Raw genomic sequence first — 18462 nt, forward strand, 5'->3', positions numbered from 1 at the left:
GTTCAGTTTTAAAAGGTTACTCTTGCGCCTACGTTGATGATCCTTGACTGCGGATAATATTGCCCGCTTCCACTGGTGGACTCCGGATCCCATATTTTCATTTTATCGAAAGTGAGCAGGTTGATGCCATTTGCATACAGACGCAGGTTGCTGATCCCTACCTGCTGCGTGAGTTTGCTGGCGAAGTTGTAACCTACTTCTACATTCTTCAAACGCAGGTAATCGCTGTTGCGCAGCCAATAGGTGTTTCCGCTAAAGGCATTGCCGCCAGAATAATAAGTGTTGCCACGGTTGGTGAGGCGAGGGTCGGTTCTGCTGGGATTTTCGATCGACCAGCGGTGGTCGTAGGAATACTGCAGAAAGTTGCCTATGGCTCCGGACTCTGTTCCCCAGAAGAGCAATCCACCGGCGGCTCCCTGGAGGAGGATGGTGCAATCAAAACCTTTGTATTGCATATTGATGTTCATACCTCCGGTAAACAGGGGATCGCGGTTCTTGTCGAGGCGCACGCGGTCATCGGCATCGATCTTACCATTGCCATCCACATCTTTTATCTTCAAATCGCCGGGCCGCAAGATGCCGGTGCTGCCGATGGCAGCGCTGTAGTTGATGGTATTCTTATCTATTTCAGCCTGGTCATAGAATACGCCATCAGACTCATACACGAGGAAGGCGGCTCCATTGGTGCCGAATGTATGGCCTTTGGAAAGCTGGTGCGGTTTCAACCCTGGTGTCTCAGGGAGTTTAACGACTTCGTTCTTGGCATAACCGCCATTGATGCTTACGGTGTATTTAAAGTCTTTACCCACTTTATCGCTGTAGCTGATCAGGAATTCGAAACCTTTGTTCTTTACTTTGCCGAGGTTCTGCGGCGGCAATTCCATACCGGCGGAGGCAGGCACCTGGGCTTCATTGGCCATCAGGATCTTGCTACGCACGTTGTAGAAGTAGTCGAACTCGAAGCTCAGTTTGTTTTGCAGCACCGAACCTTCCAATCCTACGTTGGAGTTGTTGGCTACTTCCCAGGTATATTGCGGGTTGGGTACGCTGCTTTCACGCAGGGTTTTCAATACGCTGTTGCCGGCTACATAAGAGCCAAAGTCGTAGAGGGAGAGGAACCTGTATTCCTGTAACACGCCATTGAAGATGATGTTGTCGTTACCCATTTGTCCCCAGGAGCCACGCAGCTTCAGGTTGTCGAGGAAGGAGAAAGTTTTCATGAAACTTTCTTCCGATATACGCCAGCCTACGAGCACACCCGGGAAGAAACCCCAGCGTTCTTCTTTCGGGAATATATAGGACCCATCATAGCGCCAGAGGAACTCTGCGATGTACTTTTCCTGATAGTTGTAGTTTACCCGGCCGAAATAACTCAAACGGGCGCGCTCAAATGCTCCCCCGTTGTTATTCTTCAGGGCATCATCGCCGCCAGCAAACAACTGGTCGATGGTTGGTGAGATATAATTTCTGCGGAAAGCATTGAAATTCTGGTTGTCGATCGTTTCCCGGTTGATCGCTGCGAGCAGATTAATGGTATGATCGCCGAATGTGCGGTCGTAATTCGCAAACGCGTTAAGCGTTATGTTTATCTGATCTTCTTCCGACTCAGTCAATCTTGGATCGGTAAATGTTGAGCGAACAGACTTTTGGAGCTTGGGTGTTACGCCGTCAGCTTCAAACGATGTTTTATCCCAGTTATACAAAGACCAGGGTGTTTCCCATCTTTTGGTACGGCGAATATACTTGTCCAAAGAAGCAAACCCTGTAACCTTCAAGCCATTGACACCGGGGATCTGGATCTCCACCCTGCCGTTGGTTTGAAAATAATCGCGCTTGTCTTTGTCGTAACCAGTTGCATTGGTGGTGATCACGATAGGGTTTTCACCGTTTTCAATATCAGGTCCCGGCAGGCCATTGGGCCATACTTCGGGTTCCGTGGGTTTGCCACGCATCAGCATACGGAAGATCGGTTGTGCACCCCTGGTGGGGAAGAAGCGGAACTCTTCGCGGGCTGTTAATCCAATGCTGGTGTTGATGTATTTGTTGATCTTGGCATCGAGGTTCAAACGCATGTCGTATTGTTTGTAACCTGTTGCCGAATTCTTGTAATAACCATCCTGATTGCTGTATCCGATAGAGGCGAGGTATTTAACGGCCTCTGTACCACCTGATACCTGCAGGTTATGCCTTGATTGGGGCGACCAGGTCTTCAGCGTGGTTCCAAACCAATCGGTGTTGGGGTATCTCCAGACATCTGAACCGTCGCCGTGTTTTTTTATGACATCTGGTGAATAGGTTGCGTTATACACTTTCCCAGCTGGAGTGGTATAGGTGCCGGTTGCTTTAAAAGCGTCCCAGGCGGCTTTCCACTGGGAAGGGGGAAGGTCTTCGATCTTTTGATCAAAGATGTTCAGTTCATTCACCAGGTTGGCATATTCTACGGCATCCGTCATTTTAGGAATGCGGGTTGGTTGCGCCCATCCCTGGTTGAAGTCGTAGGAGAGCACCGGTTTACCGGTTTTGCCACGTTTGGTGGTAATGAGGATAACGCCGTTACCACCACGTGATCCATATATCGCAGCTGCCGCATCTTTCAATACAGACATGCTTTCGATGTCGGAGGGATTCAAACGCTCCAGACCACCTGCCCTGTCGGGAACCCCGTCGATAACGATCAAAGCGCCACTGTTGTTAGGCGTATTGGACCCCCGTATACGGATGGTAGAACCATCGTATCCAGGCTCACCAGTTGATTGGATGGCGGTAACGCCGGGCAGGCGGCCAGCCAGTGCGTTCGACAGGTTAACGGTGGGTGCTTTGGCGAGGTCGGAACCTTTTACCTGTGCTACCGCACCTGTTACCGTTACTCTTTTTTGTGTTCCATAACCTACCACCACTACATCGCTCAGTTGGCCCGCGTTGGGGGTCATGGTGATTGCTACGATGGCTTTACCAGCGATGTCCACCTCCTGTTGAGTGAACCCGATGTAGGTGATCACCAGGGTGGTGGCATCATCGGGTATGCTGATGGTAAAAGCTCCATTGGCATCGGTGTTGACACCTTTGGTCGTTCCTTTTACCACGACACTGACGCCCGCCAGGGGAGCCCCCTTTTCATCCGTGATCGTTCCTTTGATCTCCTTGTTGAGATCTTCGAGACTCACCAGCAGTTCATTGGTTTCGGCAGGATTGCCAAAGATATCGCCGATGGATTTGGGTTTGTAAAGGACTATACGGTCCTTCACGATCTTATAATTTACGCCGAAGGGAGTGAGTAACTCTTCGAGTACATCACTCAGTTTTTTGTCCCTGGCCCTGATGGTTACTTTCTTATTTGCTTCGATGGTTCTGGAGCTAAACACAAACCGCGCTCCCGTTTGGGTTTTCAATGAATTGAATACATCTTTCAGTTGTCCTTTGTCTACAGAAAGGGTCACTACTTTATCCATTACTCCTTGTGCATCAGCATGATGATCGTAAGCCATGGAAGTCAGGAAAAAGACCAGGAAAACCTGTATGATCGCTATTCTCATTGCAATGGCAGTTAAGGCAACAAGTCGTTGTTTTTTCATAAATTTGATTGTTATTGTTCGCTGAATTTCAAGGCACGTACAATAATGTATCCGCCTCCCGGCGGATGCCCGGCTGGCAATGTTGGTAGCATTGTCAGCTTTTGTTTTTTAAGGAGGTGATGGGTTTAGGTGATGTAGTTAGAGGGTTTCATATTTGCTTAGTTTTGGTGAGTTGATAAATGTTATATTAGCGTTACTGGTTCTCTGATTCTCCTTTTACGAGTATGCGGGTGCCGCGTACTTCGTAGGTTGCCTGTACTGCCTGGCAAATGATCTCCAGCTGATCGTACAGGTTCTGCCCTTTGATATCACCCGAAAAAAGTGCCTTTTCAAGCGTTTCGTTTTCGGTGATGATCTCGATATGATAAGCCTCTTCCAATCTTGCGAGTACTTTTGAAAGGGGCATTTCTTCAAATACGAAATTCAGTTCGGTGATGGTCTCTTCCTGTTTCCCGGCCAGCATAAGCGGAAGGGGTACATCTACGAGCATGGTGCGGAAGTGCCCGTCTATGCGGTTATAGATCACCTTTTGGTTGGGTTTCAGGATCACGCCGGTCGATTCCTGCTGGCGTTGTTTACTGCCTTTGGGTGTTTCCTTTTCATAGACTGCTACTTTACCCGTTCTCACGGATACTTCCACATCGTTGGTCAGGGCATCGGTCTTTACAAAAAAGCTGGTTCCCAGTACCTGTGTTACGATGTTGTTGCTGTACACATAGAATGGGGCGTTGGGGTTTTTGGTCACTTCGAAGAAGGCGTTCCCTTCGAGGTAAACTTCCCGTTTAGCCAATTCAAAGCTGTCGGGATAATACAGGGTGGCTTTAGGTTCAAGGATGACGCGGCTCTTATCGGGCAGATAAACCGTATCGGGTGTGTTGCCGTTGTTGATAGTGCGCGACAACCGATTGGTCAGGTAGGCTACTGTTTCGGATGATTCAGAACTGCCGGGTGCTATTACCCAGTAGAGGCCGAATGCTATTGCTGCCATGGCAGCGGCAGCGGCTGTCCAGCGCAGGAAGGCTGGCATTCTGCGTACAGGACGATCTATTATTACCGGTTCGGGTTGAGGTAGTGTTTTTTCTTTGATCACGGGCCAAAGCCTGTCTACGATCGTCTTTGCTTCTTCATTGCTTACGGCTGCCTCATGATCGTCGTCGAGCAGTTCGTACCATTGCTCTACCAGCTGTTTTTCTTCTTCCGTACAAGTGCCGTCGGAGTAACGTTGCAGTAAATGATAAAATGCTCTTCGGTTCATGGGAAATAGTTAAATCGATCTTCGGTTGAAACGACTTAACTAATTGTCGGTGGGGCGAACCGCTACCCTAAGATTCTCTAAAAAAAATAATGGACTATTATTTGTTTATGTAACCTGCTCGCCGTTAGTTGTTTACCTCAAGCAGAAAACGGGTGAAGGAGCCTATGAGGGTATTCATCAGGATGAAGTCGCGCAGGTGGAGCCGCATGAATTTAAGAGACTGAGTTACATGATATTGAACGGCTTTTTCGGAAAGATTCATGTATTGGGCGATCTCTTTTACGGAGCGGTGTTCGTAACGGCTCAGCCGGAAGATCTCCTGGGTTTTTTGGGGAAGCTTTTTGATGGTGTTGTCGATGGCTACACTGAGCTCTTGTAATAAAAGCTTTGATTCAGAAGCGTTTTCGTCGATATTCAATTGGTCTTTGGCAAATTGGGTATAGCGCTCGCGCAATATTTTGGATCGGATATAATCGATGACCTGATAACGAACGGCTGTATGTAAGTAAGCTTCGAGCTTACCGATCTGTGCCTGTTCTCTTTTAGCCCATAAACTAATGAAGATGTTCTGTACGAGTTCTTCTGCTACTTCTTTGGAGCGAACTTTCCGGAGAGCGGCGAGAAATACGGATTCACTGTACCTCTTGTAAATCTCTTCGAGGGCAGCTCCGTCGCCTGTTTTAAGCAGTTTCAGCAGTATTTCGTCGTCAAATACTTTGTAATCCATATGGTTGGGCAATGCAGTAGTTGGAATCGTATGTACAAGGTAAAGGAAAAAAATGGATTTCAACAAGAACCATTCCCTTCAAATCATCCACCCGATACTCTTCAAACTTAAGCATACGTTTGCATAAGTTGGTTTTATTTTGGTAATTATTACTATCTGTAAAAGGCAGGCATTCATTTTGCATTTGATCAGAAAACTTTCGTAGTGCTATCGTGATTGCTATTGGATGTATGCCTTGAGATGGCCCGACGTTGAATGGTCCTATTTTGCTCAATTTTGAACGGAAATTAACCTATGAATGTAAGGCCCAAGAAATCGCTGTCTGAAGGCGAGGTGCAGGCCGGCTTAAAGCTGGTGGTTACTGAAGGGTTGGCAACGGAAGCTATGACCACGTTGATCGGGGGCGCTTTCCTGGTGGCCATGGCCCTGTTACTGGGTGCCAACAACCTGCAGATCGGGTTGCTGGCTGCCTTGCCCACCTTTACCAATATTTTTCAGTTACTCTCCATCTGGCTGGTGCAGCGTTATAATAACCGGCGGGTGATCAGTGTTACGGGTTCGCTGCTTGCTCGCTTACCGCTGGTCGTGATCGGTTGCCTATCGTTCTTTGCTTCCGGCTCGATTCAGGTTTTGATCTTCTTTCTCTTCTTTTATTATTTGTTTGCCTCTATTGCCGGATTGAGCTGGAATGCGTGGATGAAAGACCTGGTGCCTGGCAATCGGTTGGGAGCTTATTTTTCGCGGCGCAGCAGTTATATGCAAACGTTGAACGTTGTGTTGAGCCTCTGTCTGGCTTTTTTGATCGATTATATGAAGGATCACTATCCTGCTTATGAGCTGGCTACCTACTCCGTAATGTTCATCACGGCCGGTGTTATTGGCATTGGCGGAGCCTTTATTCTGGTGCGGGTGCCCGAGCCCGAATCGCTGCTGGCGCGGGAAAATATTTTCCTGTTGTTCAAACGTCCATTGCAGGATGCGAATTTCAGGAAGCTGTTGATGTTCAACTCGGCCTGGGTTTTTGCCCTGAATATCGCCATCCCTTTCTTTACAGTTTACATGCTGAAGCATCTCGGCTTGTCGATGACGTATGTGATCGGCCTTACGGTGGTGAGCCAGCTGTGCAGCATCCTCACCATTCGTATGTGGGGGCGATTCTCGGACCGGTATAGTAACAAGACCATCCTGGCCATTGCAGCTCCTGTATATATTCTATGCATCATCGGCTGGTGTTTCGTGGGCATCTACTCGAAGTTCCTGGCCAATATGATCCTCCTGGTGTTGATCCATATTTTCACAGGCGTGGCTACGGCAGGCATCAATTTATCGCTCACAAATATCGGGTTGAAGCTGGCGCCGAACGAACATGCTATCGTCTATCTCTCCACCAAGAATATCATAACGGCTGTTTTTTCGTCGGTGGCCCCCCTGATTGGTGGTATCCTGGCAGATTATTTTGCTGATCGGTCATTGGTGATCAATGCCGCATGGGCAGGGCCTAAGTTGAATAAGGTATTTCACCTGGTATCGCTGCACGATATGAACTTCCTGTTCCTGATCGGGGCAGGGCTTGCTTTCTTCTCGCTCGAATTCCTGCTCCGGGTAAAAGAAGTAGGAGAGGTGGAGAAGGATATCGTGGTGCGCATTATGCGCAGCAGCATCAAGAACAACCTGAAAGAGAATTTCCTGATCGGCAACCTCATTTCCTGGCACGATCAGCTATGGGGCCTATTCAAGAAGAAGTCGCATTAAGTGGAGGTGGCAACGTTTCAATCAGAAGGTGCAACACGCAAACCTGTAGAGCGGAGTAGGTAGTCTGCCGGTCGGCGACTCTACGTTGCTTTTCAAAGCTGCATTAAGTTTGTGTTAAGGAATCTTTACCAACGGGTGGTAGCTTACTTTAGCAGGCTGAATTCTACTGTGGCCTATGTATGCACTCCGGTTCTCCCGTTCTTTTTTACTGCTATGTTTCTTAACTGTATTGTGTTGTACTCCATCGGGTAAGTTGATGGCGCAACAAAAGCAGTGGCTGTTTACGCTCGAGCAAACGGAGCAACTGGCGAGGCGACAGCCCGACTCTGCCTACATCGTGTTGAAGGAACTGGTAGCGACTGCACGCGAAAAGAATGACCTGCTGGTGGAAGGCATCTGCCTGCAACAGATTGGGCATATCTTTTATAATTACAGCAACTTTACCCAGTCGATCGATTATTTATTGCAGGCCGAAAAGATCTTCCGCGCCATTCCTGCGTTTGACAGACTGGCTGCTACCCTCAATTACCTTGGTACCGTTTACTACTCCAATAAACAGGTGGAGCTGGCGGGGCTTCAGTTTTCCGAAGCGCTGCGCATCAATACAGAACGCAAGGACCTGAAGGGGCAGGCGTTTACCTATGGCAATATGGGGCATTGGTACGAAAAGAAATTGATGTATGATACCGCTTACCGCTACCAGCAGAAAGCCCTGTCGCTGTATGTTCAAATGAGCGATAGTGTAGGCATGGCCAAGATATTCGAGAACATGGGCAGCATCCTGGAAGACTATGCCCGGTACGATTCGGCCCGGTTATGTTTTGAAAAAGCGCTGGCGATCAACCGCCAGCATAATGATGCGATTGCACAGATCGAGATCCTGAATAACCTGGGGGATGTGTACCGTAAAACGGGTCACTACGATGACGGACTTCGTTTTACGCGACAGGCTTTGATGCTTGCGGAGCAAACGCAATCGCAGTATCAACTGGCTTCGGCTCACCGGGATATGGCCCGTGGGTTTGAACTGATGAAGGTATTTGACAGCGCGTATTATTATAATGAACAATCGAGAAGTCTCGTCGAAAAGATCTATGCCGCTTCCAATAATCAACAGATCGCATTTCTGGAAACAGTGTACGAAGTTGAGCAAAAGAACGGTGAGTTGTTGCGCCTCACGGCACAGAAACGTATCAATATTATTATCACCATTTCCGTTGCCCTCGTAGTTGGTTTGCTGATCGTGCTGGGTATTGTGGTCATCAGCCGGCAGCGCCTGCGCATCCGGAATGAGAAGGCGTTGAATGAACAGAACAAAGATATCTATGAGAAAAGCCGGGAGCTGATGCAGGTGGAGCTGCGCAATAAGCAACTGGAGGAAGAGCAGTTGAAGACAACGCTCGGCGTACGTAGCAATGAACTCTCGGCCCATACGTTGCACCTTATTCAAAAGAACCAATTGCTGGAAGAGCTCCGGAGCAAGCTCCAGGAGATCGTGGACGACGATAAACGCGATCAGAAAAAACAGCTCAGGCAGTTGGTGCAAAAGATCAGCCTCAGCTTTAACCAGGATAATTACTGGGATGATTTTCGCGCCATCTTCGACCAGGTACACCAGACCTTTTTTGCCAACCTGAAACGGCATGCCGACAACCTCACGCCCGCCGAGCTACGGCTCGTAGCCCTCCTGCGCATGAACCTGAGCTCGGGCGATATGGCCACCTTACTCGGTATTTCGCAGGATAGTTTGCGGGTAGCCCGCTACCGCCTGCGCAAGAAACTCAACCTCGCCGAAGGGGAGTCGCTCACCGGGTTTATTCAAAATTTATAAGTATTGCCTGGTTGCATGGAGTGCCCTCTTGATTGGTACGAAACATTCACATCATATTGCGGTAACAATTCCTTAATGGCTATTTGTGATTTCCTCAACTAATTGATCTCAAATTGCTTAAGCTTTTCTGTAACGGGTTTGCTGCCCCTTTGTTCACGCTGTTGCAACGACTGTAGCCCTTTTGTTCACGGTGGTTTTATCCAGATAGGCGGGCCGGTGTTCAAATTTGCGCATCGAACAAAACTCAAATTATGATGACCAAATGGATCGCCAGCTGCTTATTGTTTTTATTTCCCTGGTGTGCCTGGGCGCAGCAGGCCATTGTTAAAGGAACCATTACCGATGCCGTGAATAAGGAGGTGCTTACGGGCGCTACCATTAGCCTGTTGGGCAGCAACAACAGTACGGTGACCGATGTCAATGGCGAATTCTTTATTTATGCAGGCAGTGGTACGCGTAGCCTGGTGGTACGTTATCTCGGCTACAGCGACTCTACCATTACGCTCGAGCTGAAACCCAACGAAACACGGGTATTGCGTATCGGATTGTCGAGCAGCTATGCACGCCTGAGCAGTGTGATCGTGATGGGGTTGCTGCAGGGACAGGCCAAGGCCCTCAACCAACAAAAGAATGCGGACAATATCCGCAACGTGATCGCGTCGGACCAGATTGGCCGCTTTCCCGATCCGAATGCCGCAGAGGCGTTGCAGCGGGTGCCTGGTGTCAATATCGAACGCGACCAGGGTGAAGGGCGGTATGTTTTTGTACGCGGACTGGCGCCGCAGTTCACCAATGTAAGTGTGAATGGCGAGCAAATACCTTCGCCCGAAGCCGATGTGCGTTTTGTAGCGCTCGATGCCATCCCGGCCGATCAACTGGCTTCTATTGAAGTCAGCAAGTCACTGACACCCGATATGGATGGCGATGCCGTAGGCGGTTCGGTGAACCTGATCACCCGCACGGCGCAAAGTAAAAAGCCCCGCATCAATGCCTCGCTGGCCGGCGGTTATAACCAACTGATGCGCGCTACGAATATCCAGGGACAGTTGCAGTATGCGCAGCGCCTGGGTAATAAAGAGAAGCTGGGTGTACTGTTCAACAGCAGCTATTACCACAACGATCTCGGTTCGGATAATATAGAAAGGTCGCCGCAAGACAACGAAGTCGAGTTACGCGACTACTCCCTTACCCGCACCCGGCTGGGGCTCAGCAGCACGATCGACTATCGCTTCAATCCACGTCATGAAGTGTATCTGCGCGCCCTTTACAGCCGGTTCACCGACCGGGAGTGGAGAAGACGATATGTTTTCAAACCCGAAGATGAAGAGATCGAGAAGCTGACGAAGGATCGTTTCGAAGCACAGTCCATTACCACTATCAACTTGGGTGCCAAGCATAATTTCAATTCCTTTTTCCTCAACTATGAAGCCCAGTTTTCGAATGGCCGTCAAAATACCCCTTACGATAATGAGATAGGTTTTATTGCAGGCATCCCTTCGGTGCTTGGTTTCAAAAACCCAAAATATCCTTCCATTACTGCCGATGACTTTACTGATAATAAGGCGTACGAATTGGATGAAGCGGGTTTCGGACATACATTGGCCAAAGACAGGAACATCACCGCCAAGTTTGATTTGGGCATCCCTTACAAACTGAACAATAACAGCGGATTGATCAAGGTAGGCGCCAAACTGCGCCGGAAAGAAAAGAGTTATTCCATTACGCAGGATTATTATGAAGCTATTGCCGATGTACCCACGCTCGATGCTTTTGAAGAAGGACCCATCAAGTCTTCCTTCCTGGGCGGCCGGTATGAGCTGGGTAAACCGCTATCGGTAGGGTCATTTATCAACTACTTCAATGCCAACCCCGCTGCTTTCGCTTCTTCACCCGAAGACAAAGCGATCGACGAAGCGCTGGAAGCTTATGATGCTGAAGAGCATGTTGTTGCCGCTTATGCCATGGCCCGTCAGCAATTCAATAAACTGATGGTGCTGGGTGGTGTGCGCTATGAGCGAACCAAGGTCAGCTACCATTCGAAAGATGTGGTGATCGATGGGGCGGGTGATCTGCAGGAGATCGTACCGGTTACCGGCAGCAGTTCCTACGATTTCCTGTTGCCCCAGGCAAGTGTGCGTTATCAATTGAGTAAGTTCACCAACCTGCGTGCAGCGGCGACTTTCTCGTACGCACGTCCCAATTTTAGTGAGATCATTCCATCGCAGGAGATCAACCAGGAAGACAATATCGCCACGGCCGGTAATGCTGCACTGAAGCCGGTGAAGGCTTTCAACCTCGACCTGCTGGGCGAGCATTATTTCGGTAATGTGGGTGTGCTTTCGGGAGGATTCTTTTATAAACGCCTCAATGACTTTATTTACCGCCGGGTATTGTTCAACAGTCCTTACCCATTGGCCGGTACGCCTTACCTCAACAGCATCGATGTTGTGCAGGCGCAAAATGGCAACCAGGCCAACGTTACGGGGTTTGAATTCGCTTTCCAGAACAACCTCAGTTTTTTGCCCGGTGCGCTCAAATACTTCAGCCTGTATGTAAACTATACTTACGCTCATTCGGCAGCTACTTTACAAAGCAGAACAGCCGATGCCGCCAAGCCGAACACCACCGAGAAGTTGAGGCTGCCCGGGCAGGCCACGCATGTGGGCAATATCTCGCTCGCTTTCGAAAGGAAGAAGTTCAACGCCCGTGTGTCTTTCAACTTCAATGGCGAATACCTCAGCGAGGTTGGTGCTACCAGCGAAGAAGACGTTTTCGTGAAGGACAGGCTGCAGGCGGATATCAGTGCAGGCTATGCGTTCAATGCCCACTGGCGGTTGTTTGCCGAAGTACTCAATATCACCAACCAGCCTTTTGAAAGGTATATGGCTACCAAAGACCAACTCATTCAACGCGAGTATTACCGCCAATGGGGACGCTTTGGTGTAAAGTTCGATTGGTAATTACTGTACTGTAAATCTCCTCTTTTACTATTACAAACTTTTTATATGACAAGATCATGGTTGTGCTTCGTGCTGCTGCTGTTGTTGGCTGCAGCCTGCGATAAGGAAAATGATGACCTGGTAAAGCCGTTGTCGGCGGATGAATTTCCACAGGTTATTGTACTGGATGATGAGGGCGATGGCGGCCTGGAAGATGAAGATGCTTTCAGTTTCAAGCTCACGCTGCTCGACAGGGCCGATGCAACGGGCGCAGCGCCTGCGGGAAAGATCACACCGCTCAAAGAGGCAGTTACCGTAAATTTTAAGGTGACAGGCTTTAAAGGGTTCAATAAGTTGTCGGATTATATAAAGGACGCCAAAGCTTTCTATGAGATCGATGACTGCACCACTTCGGAAGATGCGGGTATTAAGATACCCTTGCAGTTCGATGTGAATACCGGACTGGGCTCGGTACAATTTCCTGCAGGTGTGGAAGAAGTAGAGGTGGAGTTTGAGGTAGACGATGCGTTGTTCGATGATGACGTTTTCAATACGAAGAAGCGGGAGTTGACCATTCAACTTACCGGTACAGCAGGCAACAATGTTGCCGTGCAGGCCAATAAGACGGCCGATTTTACTTACTCCGTACAAGACGATGAAGCTATTTATGGCGAGTGGGAGCTTGATTCGAAAGATGCAGCCGCTTTTACCCGATTTAAGACGCTGTTTGGCCTGGTGAGCGAGGATATTAAAGGGCTTACAGCGGCTGATGTTAAAAAGATCACGTTCGAAGTAGAGTATGGCGAGATCAAGGTGGTGGTGAAGCTGAAAGCCACCGAGGTAGTGAATGAATGCGGGAGTGCCGAAACCAAGAACAAGGAGATTGAAATAGAGACGGAGATCGAAGAGTTGGCTGATGATGAGCTGGAAGGCGATATTGAATTTGGGGAGGTGCTGGAACTGGGAAAAGGGAAGTTTGCGGAGTTTGTCTATAAGGGCAGCTTCAAAATAACGGGCAAACAGCTTACCCTCGAACTGAAAGGCGAGCTGGAAGATGAAGAAACGGATGATATTATGCTCACCCTTGAAAAATAATTATTTACTCTTTACTTCTTACCCATGCGATATTCTGTTGCGATTGTTTTTTTGTTCCTGTATGTATTCCAGGTGGCCTGTACTTCCATGGCAAGAACGGGGGATACCGGCCTTCCTGCTATTAAACCCGTGATCGTTACCGATACGGTACGTTATGACTCTGATGATCCGGCTATCTGGATCAACCGCGACAATCCGGCTGCCAGTTTGATCCTGGGCACCGATAAGGACCAGGACGGTGCGCTGTATGTATTTGACCTGCAAGGCAAGGTGCAGCACGATAAAGTGGTGCGCAACCTGCAAAGACCTAATAATGTGGATATAGAATATGGGTTATCGTTAAACGGTAAGCCTACCGATATCGCGGTGGTCACTGAGCGATTTACCCACAAGCTGCGGGTGTTTTCGCTGCCCGACTGTAAGCCGGTAGACGGCGATGGGTTGCCGGTGTTTGAAGGTGAAACAGGCACTGAGTTCCGGGACCTGATGGGCATTGCCCTGTATAAAAACAAGGCTGGTAAGGTCTATGCGATCGTGGGTCGTAAAACGGGTCCGCGTGAAGGCGGTTATTTATGGCAATACCTGCTCGAAGATGATGGCCAGGGAAGGGTAAAGGCTACACTGGTCCGTAAGTTTGGTCAATTCAGCGGCATCAAGGAGATCGAAGCCATTGCTGTAGATGATGTGCTGGGCTATGTTTATTATTCGGATGAGGGCTATGGCGTTAGAAAGTATTATGCCGATCCGGAAAAGGGGAATGAAGAGCTGACGGTTTTTGGGCGGAAGGGTTTTAAACAGGATCATGAGGGTATTTCTATTTATGCGACCAGTGATAGCACAGGGTACCTGATCGTGTCGGACCAGCAGACCAATCATTTTCAACTCTTCACACGCGAAGGGGTGCCGGGCAATCCGCATGAGCACAGGTTTATTAAGAAGGTACATCTCTCCACACTGGAAAGCGATGGTTCGGAAGTAGTGGCCCTGCCGCTGAACGGGGTGTTCACCAAAGGGTTATTTGTAGCGATGAGTACCGATAAGACCTTTCATTTTTACCGGTGGGAAGATCTGATGCCCTAAGAGGGTAGTGCAGTGACTTTCGTAGTGGTCGTGCAGACAAGGCTGTGATGCCGGGGGCTGAAACAAAGCCCGCAGACTTATAAACAAACGCCGCGCCCGGATGGGGCGCGGCGCTTAATGATTTATGACGAAAGCAATGGTGTTATGGGTTCACGTATCTCCATTTAAAGCCGTTCCATTGTGAGTAAACTCCCTTTGCCACCTGAATGATCTCCTTTTCGCCGATGCCTGTTTGCCGCGAGGCTTCGCTCACGCTTTCGTATTTGGCGATCAGCTTGCCACGGTGGGTGTATTGCTTGATCGGTTTGCGGCGGGTGTAGCCGCCATAGGTCTTGGGCCATTTGGAGCGGTCGGCGATCTTGAGGTAGCTATCCTGCCGGTCGCGGGTGAATACCCTTTTTTGCTTCTCGCTTTTGGTAACCAGTTGCAGGTTGGTGACCTTATTGTTGTAACCGTTTCCGTCTTTATTGATCACATACAGGCCGTCTTTCTGGTAATTGATCTTTTTGTTGACAAATGTCATATAGATGAGGCGGCGGGTATTGAAATAATGCTGTACACCATCCAGGCTTAAGGATACCCGTAAGTCGATCATGGGCTCGCCGGTCTTGATATTGTTGTTTTCGGCGATAGATTGGCTTAATATGCGACCACCCACGAATTGCTGGCCCAGCCGGGCGTGCAGGATGGTGCGGTCGAGTGATCTGATGCGCCCATAGCTGGAGGCCTGGTAAATGCCTTCGAACCCGGGTATATCTTTCCAGGATTCATTTCTGATGTCCTTGATGGACTTATTCTCAAAGGGGTATTTTTTTTCGGGCATAAGTAGCTGGCTTAGGTTAAACGGTTAAACAGTATTCCAATTTACCAGCTACCCGAATCGCAATGATCCGTAGTATTACTTATTTTTCCACAACGTCAATCTGACCTTTATTTTTTTGTCTTAAATCAACTTTCTGCTATGGTTTGTGGCCCGTTTGCAGCCTGTGGCCTACTGGTTTTCACTTATCGTTGTTGATCTCGATCCAGTAACCGTCAGGGTCTTGCAGGTAGATCTGTTTCACGCCATCAACGCGGGTGGTAACTGCTTTGTTCTCTCCCTGCCAGTTGGAGTAGGGGAGCTGCTGTTTTTCGAGACGTTGTATGAATTCTTCAATGGATGGTACGCTGAAGCAGAGGTGGGTACCTTTGGCGGGTACGATGATAGGGTCGCTGTATTCGATGAGGTGCAGGTGGCTATGGGCGGCGATACTGAACCAGGTATGTTTGCCGTCGTGAAAGGGCTCCGGGATGGTATCCAACTGGATGATCTTGCTGTAGAAGGCGGTGCTTTTGGCCAGGTTCCTGACCGATAAGGCGATATGGTTGAGGGTGGCTTTTTTAGTTTGTGCTGTGGCTGTTGCGGTGAACAGGGTGATCAGCAACAGGGCAAGCAGGCTGGTAGTAATGATCTTTTTCATGCTTCAATATACAGCGATTTTTCTGCATGGCTGGCGCCGTGCTCCATTAAAATGTACCGGTGTGCACGATGCGGAGGTGTTGAAAAAGATCAGGGCGCCAATGGGCGCCCCGATTCAATAACACCTGAAATAAACCCTATGTAAACCCTGAATAAACCAAAGTATTAATGATAGGCCACTTTAGTGCGGGTGGTGAGCAGGTATACCCAGGCACTTGCCGATAAGTAAGCTACCACTGTAAGGATGGCCGACATATAATGATATTGTTCGCTGAACATGGTAAAGCTGAATATTCCGGAAACGATGGCGATGAGCGGCATCAGGAATGTTAAGATCGTTTTCATAATTTTATGTTTTGTGATTAATGTTCTTTGGCTGTTTCTGTATATAAGACCATCAGTGGATGTTTGGGTTTATTAAAGAAATCCTAATGTCGGCTGTTAGAGAACCGTTAAAAGCGTCCTCCATGAATTATCATATACTCGGTAAATCCACCCTGGAAGTAAGTGCTATCGGCTTTGGTTGTATGTCGTTGGGAAATGACCACGCTGCCAATGCAACCCTCATTCAACAGGCCATCGATGGCGGTATCAATTATTTCGATACGGCCGATGTCTATCAGCAAGGTTTTAATGAGATCACAGTAGGTAAAGCCATTGCGGGTAAAAGGCAGGAGGTACTGATCGCTACCAAGGCCGGTAATCAACTGCGGGAAGATGGTAATGGGTTTAATTGGAACGCCAGCAAACAATATATTTTATCGGCGGTGGAAGAAAGTCTGAAGCGCCTGGGTACCGATTATATCGATCTCTTTCAATTGCACGGTGGCACTATCGATGATCCTATCGACGAAACCATCGAGGCGTTTGAACAATTACAGCAGGAAGGAAAGATCCGGTATTATGGTATCTCGTCCATCAGGCCCAATGTGATCAGGGAGTATGTAGACCGTTCGAAGATGTCGAGTGTAATGATGCAATACAGTATGCTCGATCGCCGGCCCGAGGAAAGCTGCCTGCCTTTACTGAAGCAACAGGAAATTGGCGTGCTGGCGCGCGGCAGTGTGGCCAAAGGGCTATTGATCGATAAACCCGCCGCCACTTATCTTAACTATTCTGAGAAAGAAGTGGAGCAGGCTGCCAGGGCAGTACAACACTGCGTTACTCCATTGCGCGGTGCTACGCAGGTTGCGTTGCGTTTCGTGTTGCAACAACCGGGTATTACTGCGGCCATCGTTGGCATCAGGAATACGGAGCAATTGAATGAAGCGTTGAAGACCATCGATTCGACCCTACTATCGGCCGATGAGCTGGAGCTGTTTCGAAATGCTATCCCCCTTCATGTTTATGATCAACACCGGTAACCTTCTGCTATCTTAATTCGTTTTCTCCTGTGCCAGTTTCTTTAAAGCTGCGTCGATATACGCCTGGCTTAGCCAGCGCCCGGCGAGGCATACGCCTGCTATATCGCTGCTGGCTTCAATATTCTTTAATGGATTGCTGTTGAGTAAGATGAGGTCTGCAATAGCACCTGCTTTGATGACGCCCGCATCTTCCTGTTTGAAAAAGCGCGCCGGGTTGACGGTGCCTGTGCGCAAAGCTTCATAGGGCGTGAGGCCCGCCTTTACCATATATCCCAATTCATGGTGCAGGGAAAACCCCGGCACATCGAATACCTGCGGTGCGTCGGAGCCCAGCAGCAGGCCAACACCCTGTTGCTGGCAGGCTTTGATGAGTTTGCGGCGCAGGGCCACATACCGCTCAACTTCTGCGGCACGGTAGTTGGGATTGTTCATGAGTGTCTTCTTGGTATTGACCCAGTTGCTAACGGTATTGGGCTGCATGTAGATCATTTCGGGATCCTGACCGAGTGCTTCGGGCGAGCGTGCAGGCGATATCCACCTTTCGGCCAGCGACTGCGTGGGTACTACCCATACCTGGTGTTCACGCAGGCCTTTCATTAGTTTAGGTATCTGGGTGGTATCGGCTTGTTGGGCGATGAACATCGCAAACAGGCCCACCTGTTGTTCGGGGATATTTTCAATGCCGGGCACCAGTCCTTCTACAAATCCATCCATATGATCGATGGAGGCATAACCTGCATCGATGGCCCGCCATACGCCTACCTTGAATGATACGTGGCCCGCAAATGGAATCTTGACCTCTTTGGCCGTTTGTACGATAGCGTTGAAGTTCTCCAGGGTTAGTCCGGGATGCAGTTTCAGGAAATCATAACCGGCTGCCTTTTGATCGCGCACCATCTTGATGGAGGTTGGCACATTGCTGGCGGTTTGCCCGTTGATGGAAGGCCCCGAGGTATACAAACGTGGTCCGAGTATTTCACCGCTTTGCAATTTGCTACGAAGTTCCAGGTGGCGGGGATGGCCCAGCATGCCGCGTATGGTGGTTACTCCTTTGAGCGCGAAGAGCAGCACCACTTTTTTCATGGGTTCTATATCATCGATAGGAGGTACGTGGGCGTGCATTTCGGTGAGGCCCGGCATCAGGTATTTACCTGTTCCATCGATCACTGTGGCATTGGCGCTGTATTTAACCATCGTGGCATCACCGATGAGGCTTACCCGGCCATCTTTCACGACCACCACCTGGTTGGGCACTACCCGGTCCTTGTCCATGGGAATTACATTCACATTGCGGAAAACGATCTCCTGTTGGCGCGAGTCGGTAAGTTCCTGTGCCTGCCCGCTGACTGCTACAGCCAGCAAGGCTACCAGTAGGTGTGATTTCATAG

Annotated in this window: 13 protein-coding genes; 6 read left to right on the forward strand and 7 right to left on the reverse strand. The window is 49.2% G+C overall.

Annotation, left to right across the window (positions count from 1 at the left end; genetic code table 11):
• Positions 1 to 8: 8 nt before the first annotated feature.
• From P2H89_RS04165 to P2H89_RS04175, 3 genes are all read right to left on the reverse strand, one after another.
• Positions 9 to 3572 carry a TonB-dependent receptor gene (locus P2H89_RS04165; protein ID WP_275825263.1) on the reverse strand — a complete coding sequence of 1188 codons (3564 nt, stop codon included), beginning with the start codon at positions 3570 to 3572 and terminating at the stop codon, positions 9 to 11.
• Between the two features lie 193 nt (positions 3573 to 3765).
• Positions 3766 to 4827: a FecR family protein gene (locus tag P2H89_RS04170; protein ID WP_275825264.1), complete on the reverse strand. Its 1062-nt coding sequence runs from the start codon at positions 4825 to 4827 to the stop codon at positions 3766 to 3768.
• Positions 4828 to 4951: 124 nt separating this feature from the next.
• Positions 4952 to 5554: an RNA polymerase sigma-70 factor gene (locus tag P2H89_RS04175; RefSeq protein ID WP_275825265.1), complete on the reverse strand. Its 603-nt coding sequence runs from the start codon at positions 5552 to 5554 to the stop codon at positions 4952 to 4954.
• Between the two features lie 294 nt (positions 5555 to 5848).
• On the opposite strand from P2H89_RS04175, the gene P2H89_RS04180 reads away from it, so the two are divergent.
• The 5 genes from P2H89_RS04180 (at position 5849) to P2H89_RS04200 (ending at position 14251) form a co-directional block, all read left to right on the forward strand.
• Positions 5849 to 7306, forward strand: coding sequence for an MFS transporter (locus tag P2H89_RS04180; RefSeq protein ID WP_275825266.1), 1458 nt, complete (start codon positions 5849 to 5851; stop codon positions 7304 to 7306).
• A 175-nt stretch (positions 7307 to 7481) separates the two neighbouring features.
• Complete coding sequence (locus P2H89_RS04185) at positions 7482 to 9137, forward strand: tetratricopeptide repeat protein (protein WP_275825267.1); 1656 nt, start codon at positions 7482 to 7484, stop codon at positions 9135 to 9137.
• 251 nt (positions 9138 to 9388) lie between these two features.
• The gene (locus P2H89_RS04190; RefSeq protein ID WP_275825268.1) at positions 9389 to 12097 is read left to right on the forward strand and encodes a TonB-dependent receptor; all 2709 of its coding nucleotides are present in this window, start codon (positions 9389 to 9391) and stop codon (positions 12095 to 12097) included.
• Positions 12098 to 12142: 45 nt separating this feature from the next.
• Positions 12143 to 13171 (forward strand): hypothetical protein, encoded by a 1029-nt coding sequence (locus tag P2H89_RS04195; RefSeq protein WP_275825269.1) that lies wholly within the window; start codon positions 12143 to 12145, stop codon positions 13169 to 13171.
• Positions 13172 to 13195: 24 nt separating this feature from the next.
• A complete protein-coding gene (locus P2H89_RS04200; protein WP_275825270.1) occupies positions 13196 to 14251 on the forward strand; it encodes a phytase in 1056 nt (351 codons plus the stop codon).
• Between the two features lie 142 nt (positions 14252 to 14393).
• On the opposite strand, the gene P2H89_RS04205 is transcribed toward P2H89_RS04200, so the two are convergent.
• From P2H89_RS04205 to P2H89_RS04215, 3 genes are all read right to left on the reverse strand, one after another.
• On the reverse strand, positions 14394 to 15074 hold the full coding sequence (locus tag P2H89_RS04205) for an NUMOD4 domain-containing protein (protein WP_275825271.1): 681 nt from the start codon (positions 15072 to 15074) through the stop codon (positions 14394 to 14396).
• Between the two features lie 178 nt (positions 15075 to 15252).
• The gene (locus P2H89_RS04210) at positions 15253 to 15711 is read right to left on the reverse strand and encodes a VOC family protein (RefSeq protein ID WP_275825272.1); all 459 of its coding nucleotides are present in this window, start codon (positions 15709 to 15711) and stop codon (positions 15253 to 15255) included.
• 164 nt (positions 15712 to 15875) lie between these two features.
• The gene (locus P2H89_RS04215; RefSeq protein ID WP_275825273.1) at positions 15876 to 16055 is read right to left on the reverse strand and encodes a hypothetical protein; all 180 of its coding nucleotides are present in this window, start codon (positions 16053 to 16055) and stop codon (positions 15876 to 15878) included.
• 122 nt (positions 16056 to 16177) lie between these two features.
• On the opposite strand from P2H89_RS04215, the gene P2H89_RS04220 reads away from it, so the two are divergent.
• Positions 16178 to 17074: an aldo/keto reductase gene (locus tag P2H89_RS04220; RefSeq protein WP_275825275.1), complete on the forward strand. Its 897-nt coding sequence runs from the start codon at positions 16178 to 16180 to the stop codon at positions 17072 to 17074.
• A 12-nt stretch (positions 17075 to 17086) separates the two neighbouring features.
• Here P2H89_RS04220 and P2H89_RS04225 read toward each other — a convergent pair whose 3' ends face one another.
• Positions 17087 to 18460 carry an amidohydrolase family protein gene (locus tag P2H89_RS04225; RefSeq protein ID WP_275825276.1) on the reverse strand — a complete coding sequence of 458 codons (1374 nt, stop codon included), beginning with the start codon at positions 18458 to 18460 and terminating at the stop codon, positions 17087 to 17089.
• Between the last annotated feature and the right edge of the window lie 2 nt (positions 18461 to 18462).

Source organism: Paraflavitalea sp. CAU 1676, from assembly GCF_029223285.1.
In the GTDB taxonomy this organism is placed as follows: domain Bacteria; phylum Bacteroidota; class Bacteroidia; order Chitinophagales; family Chitinophagaceae; genus Paraflavitalea.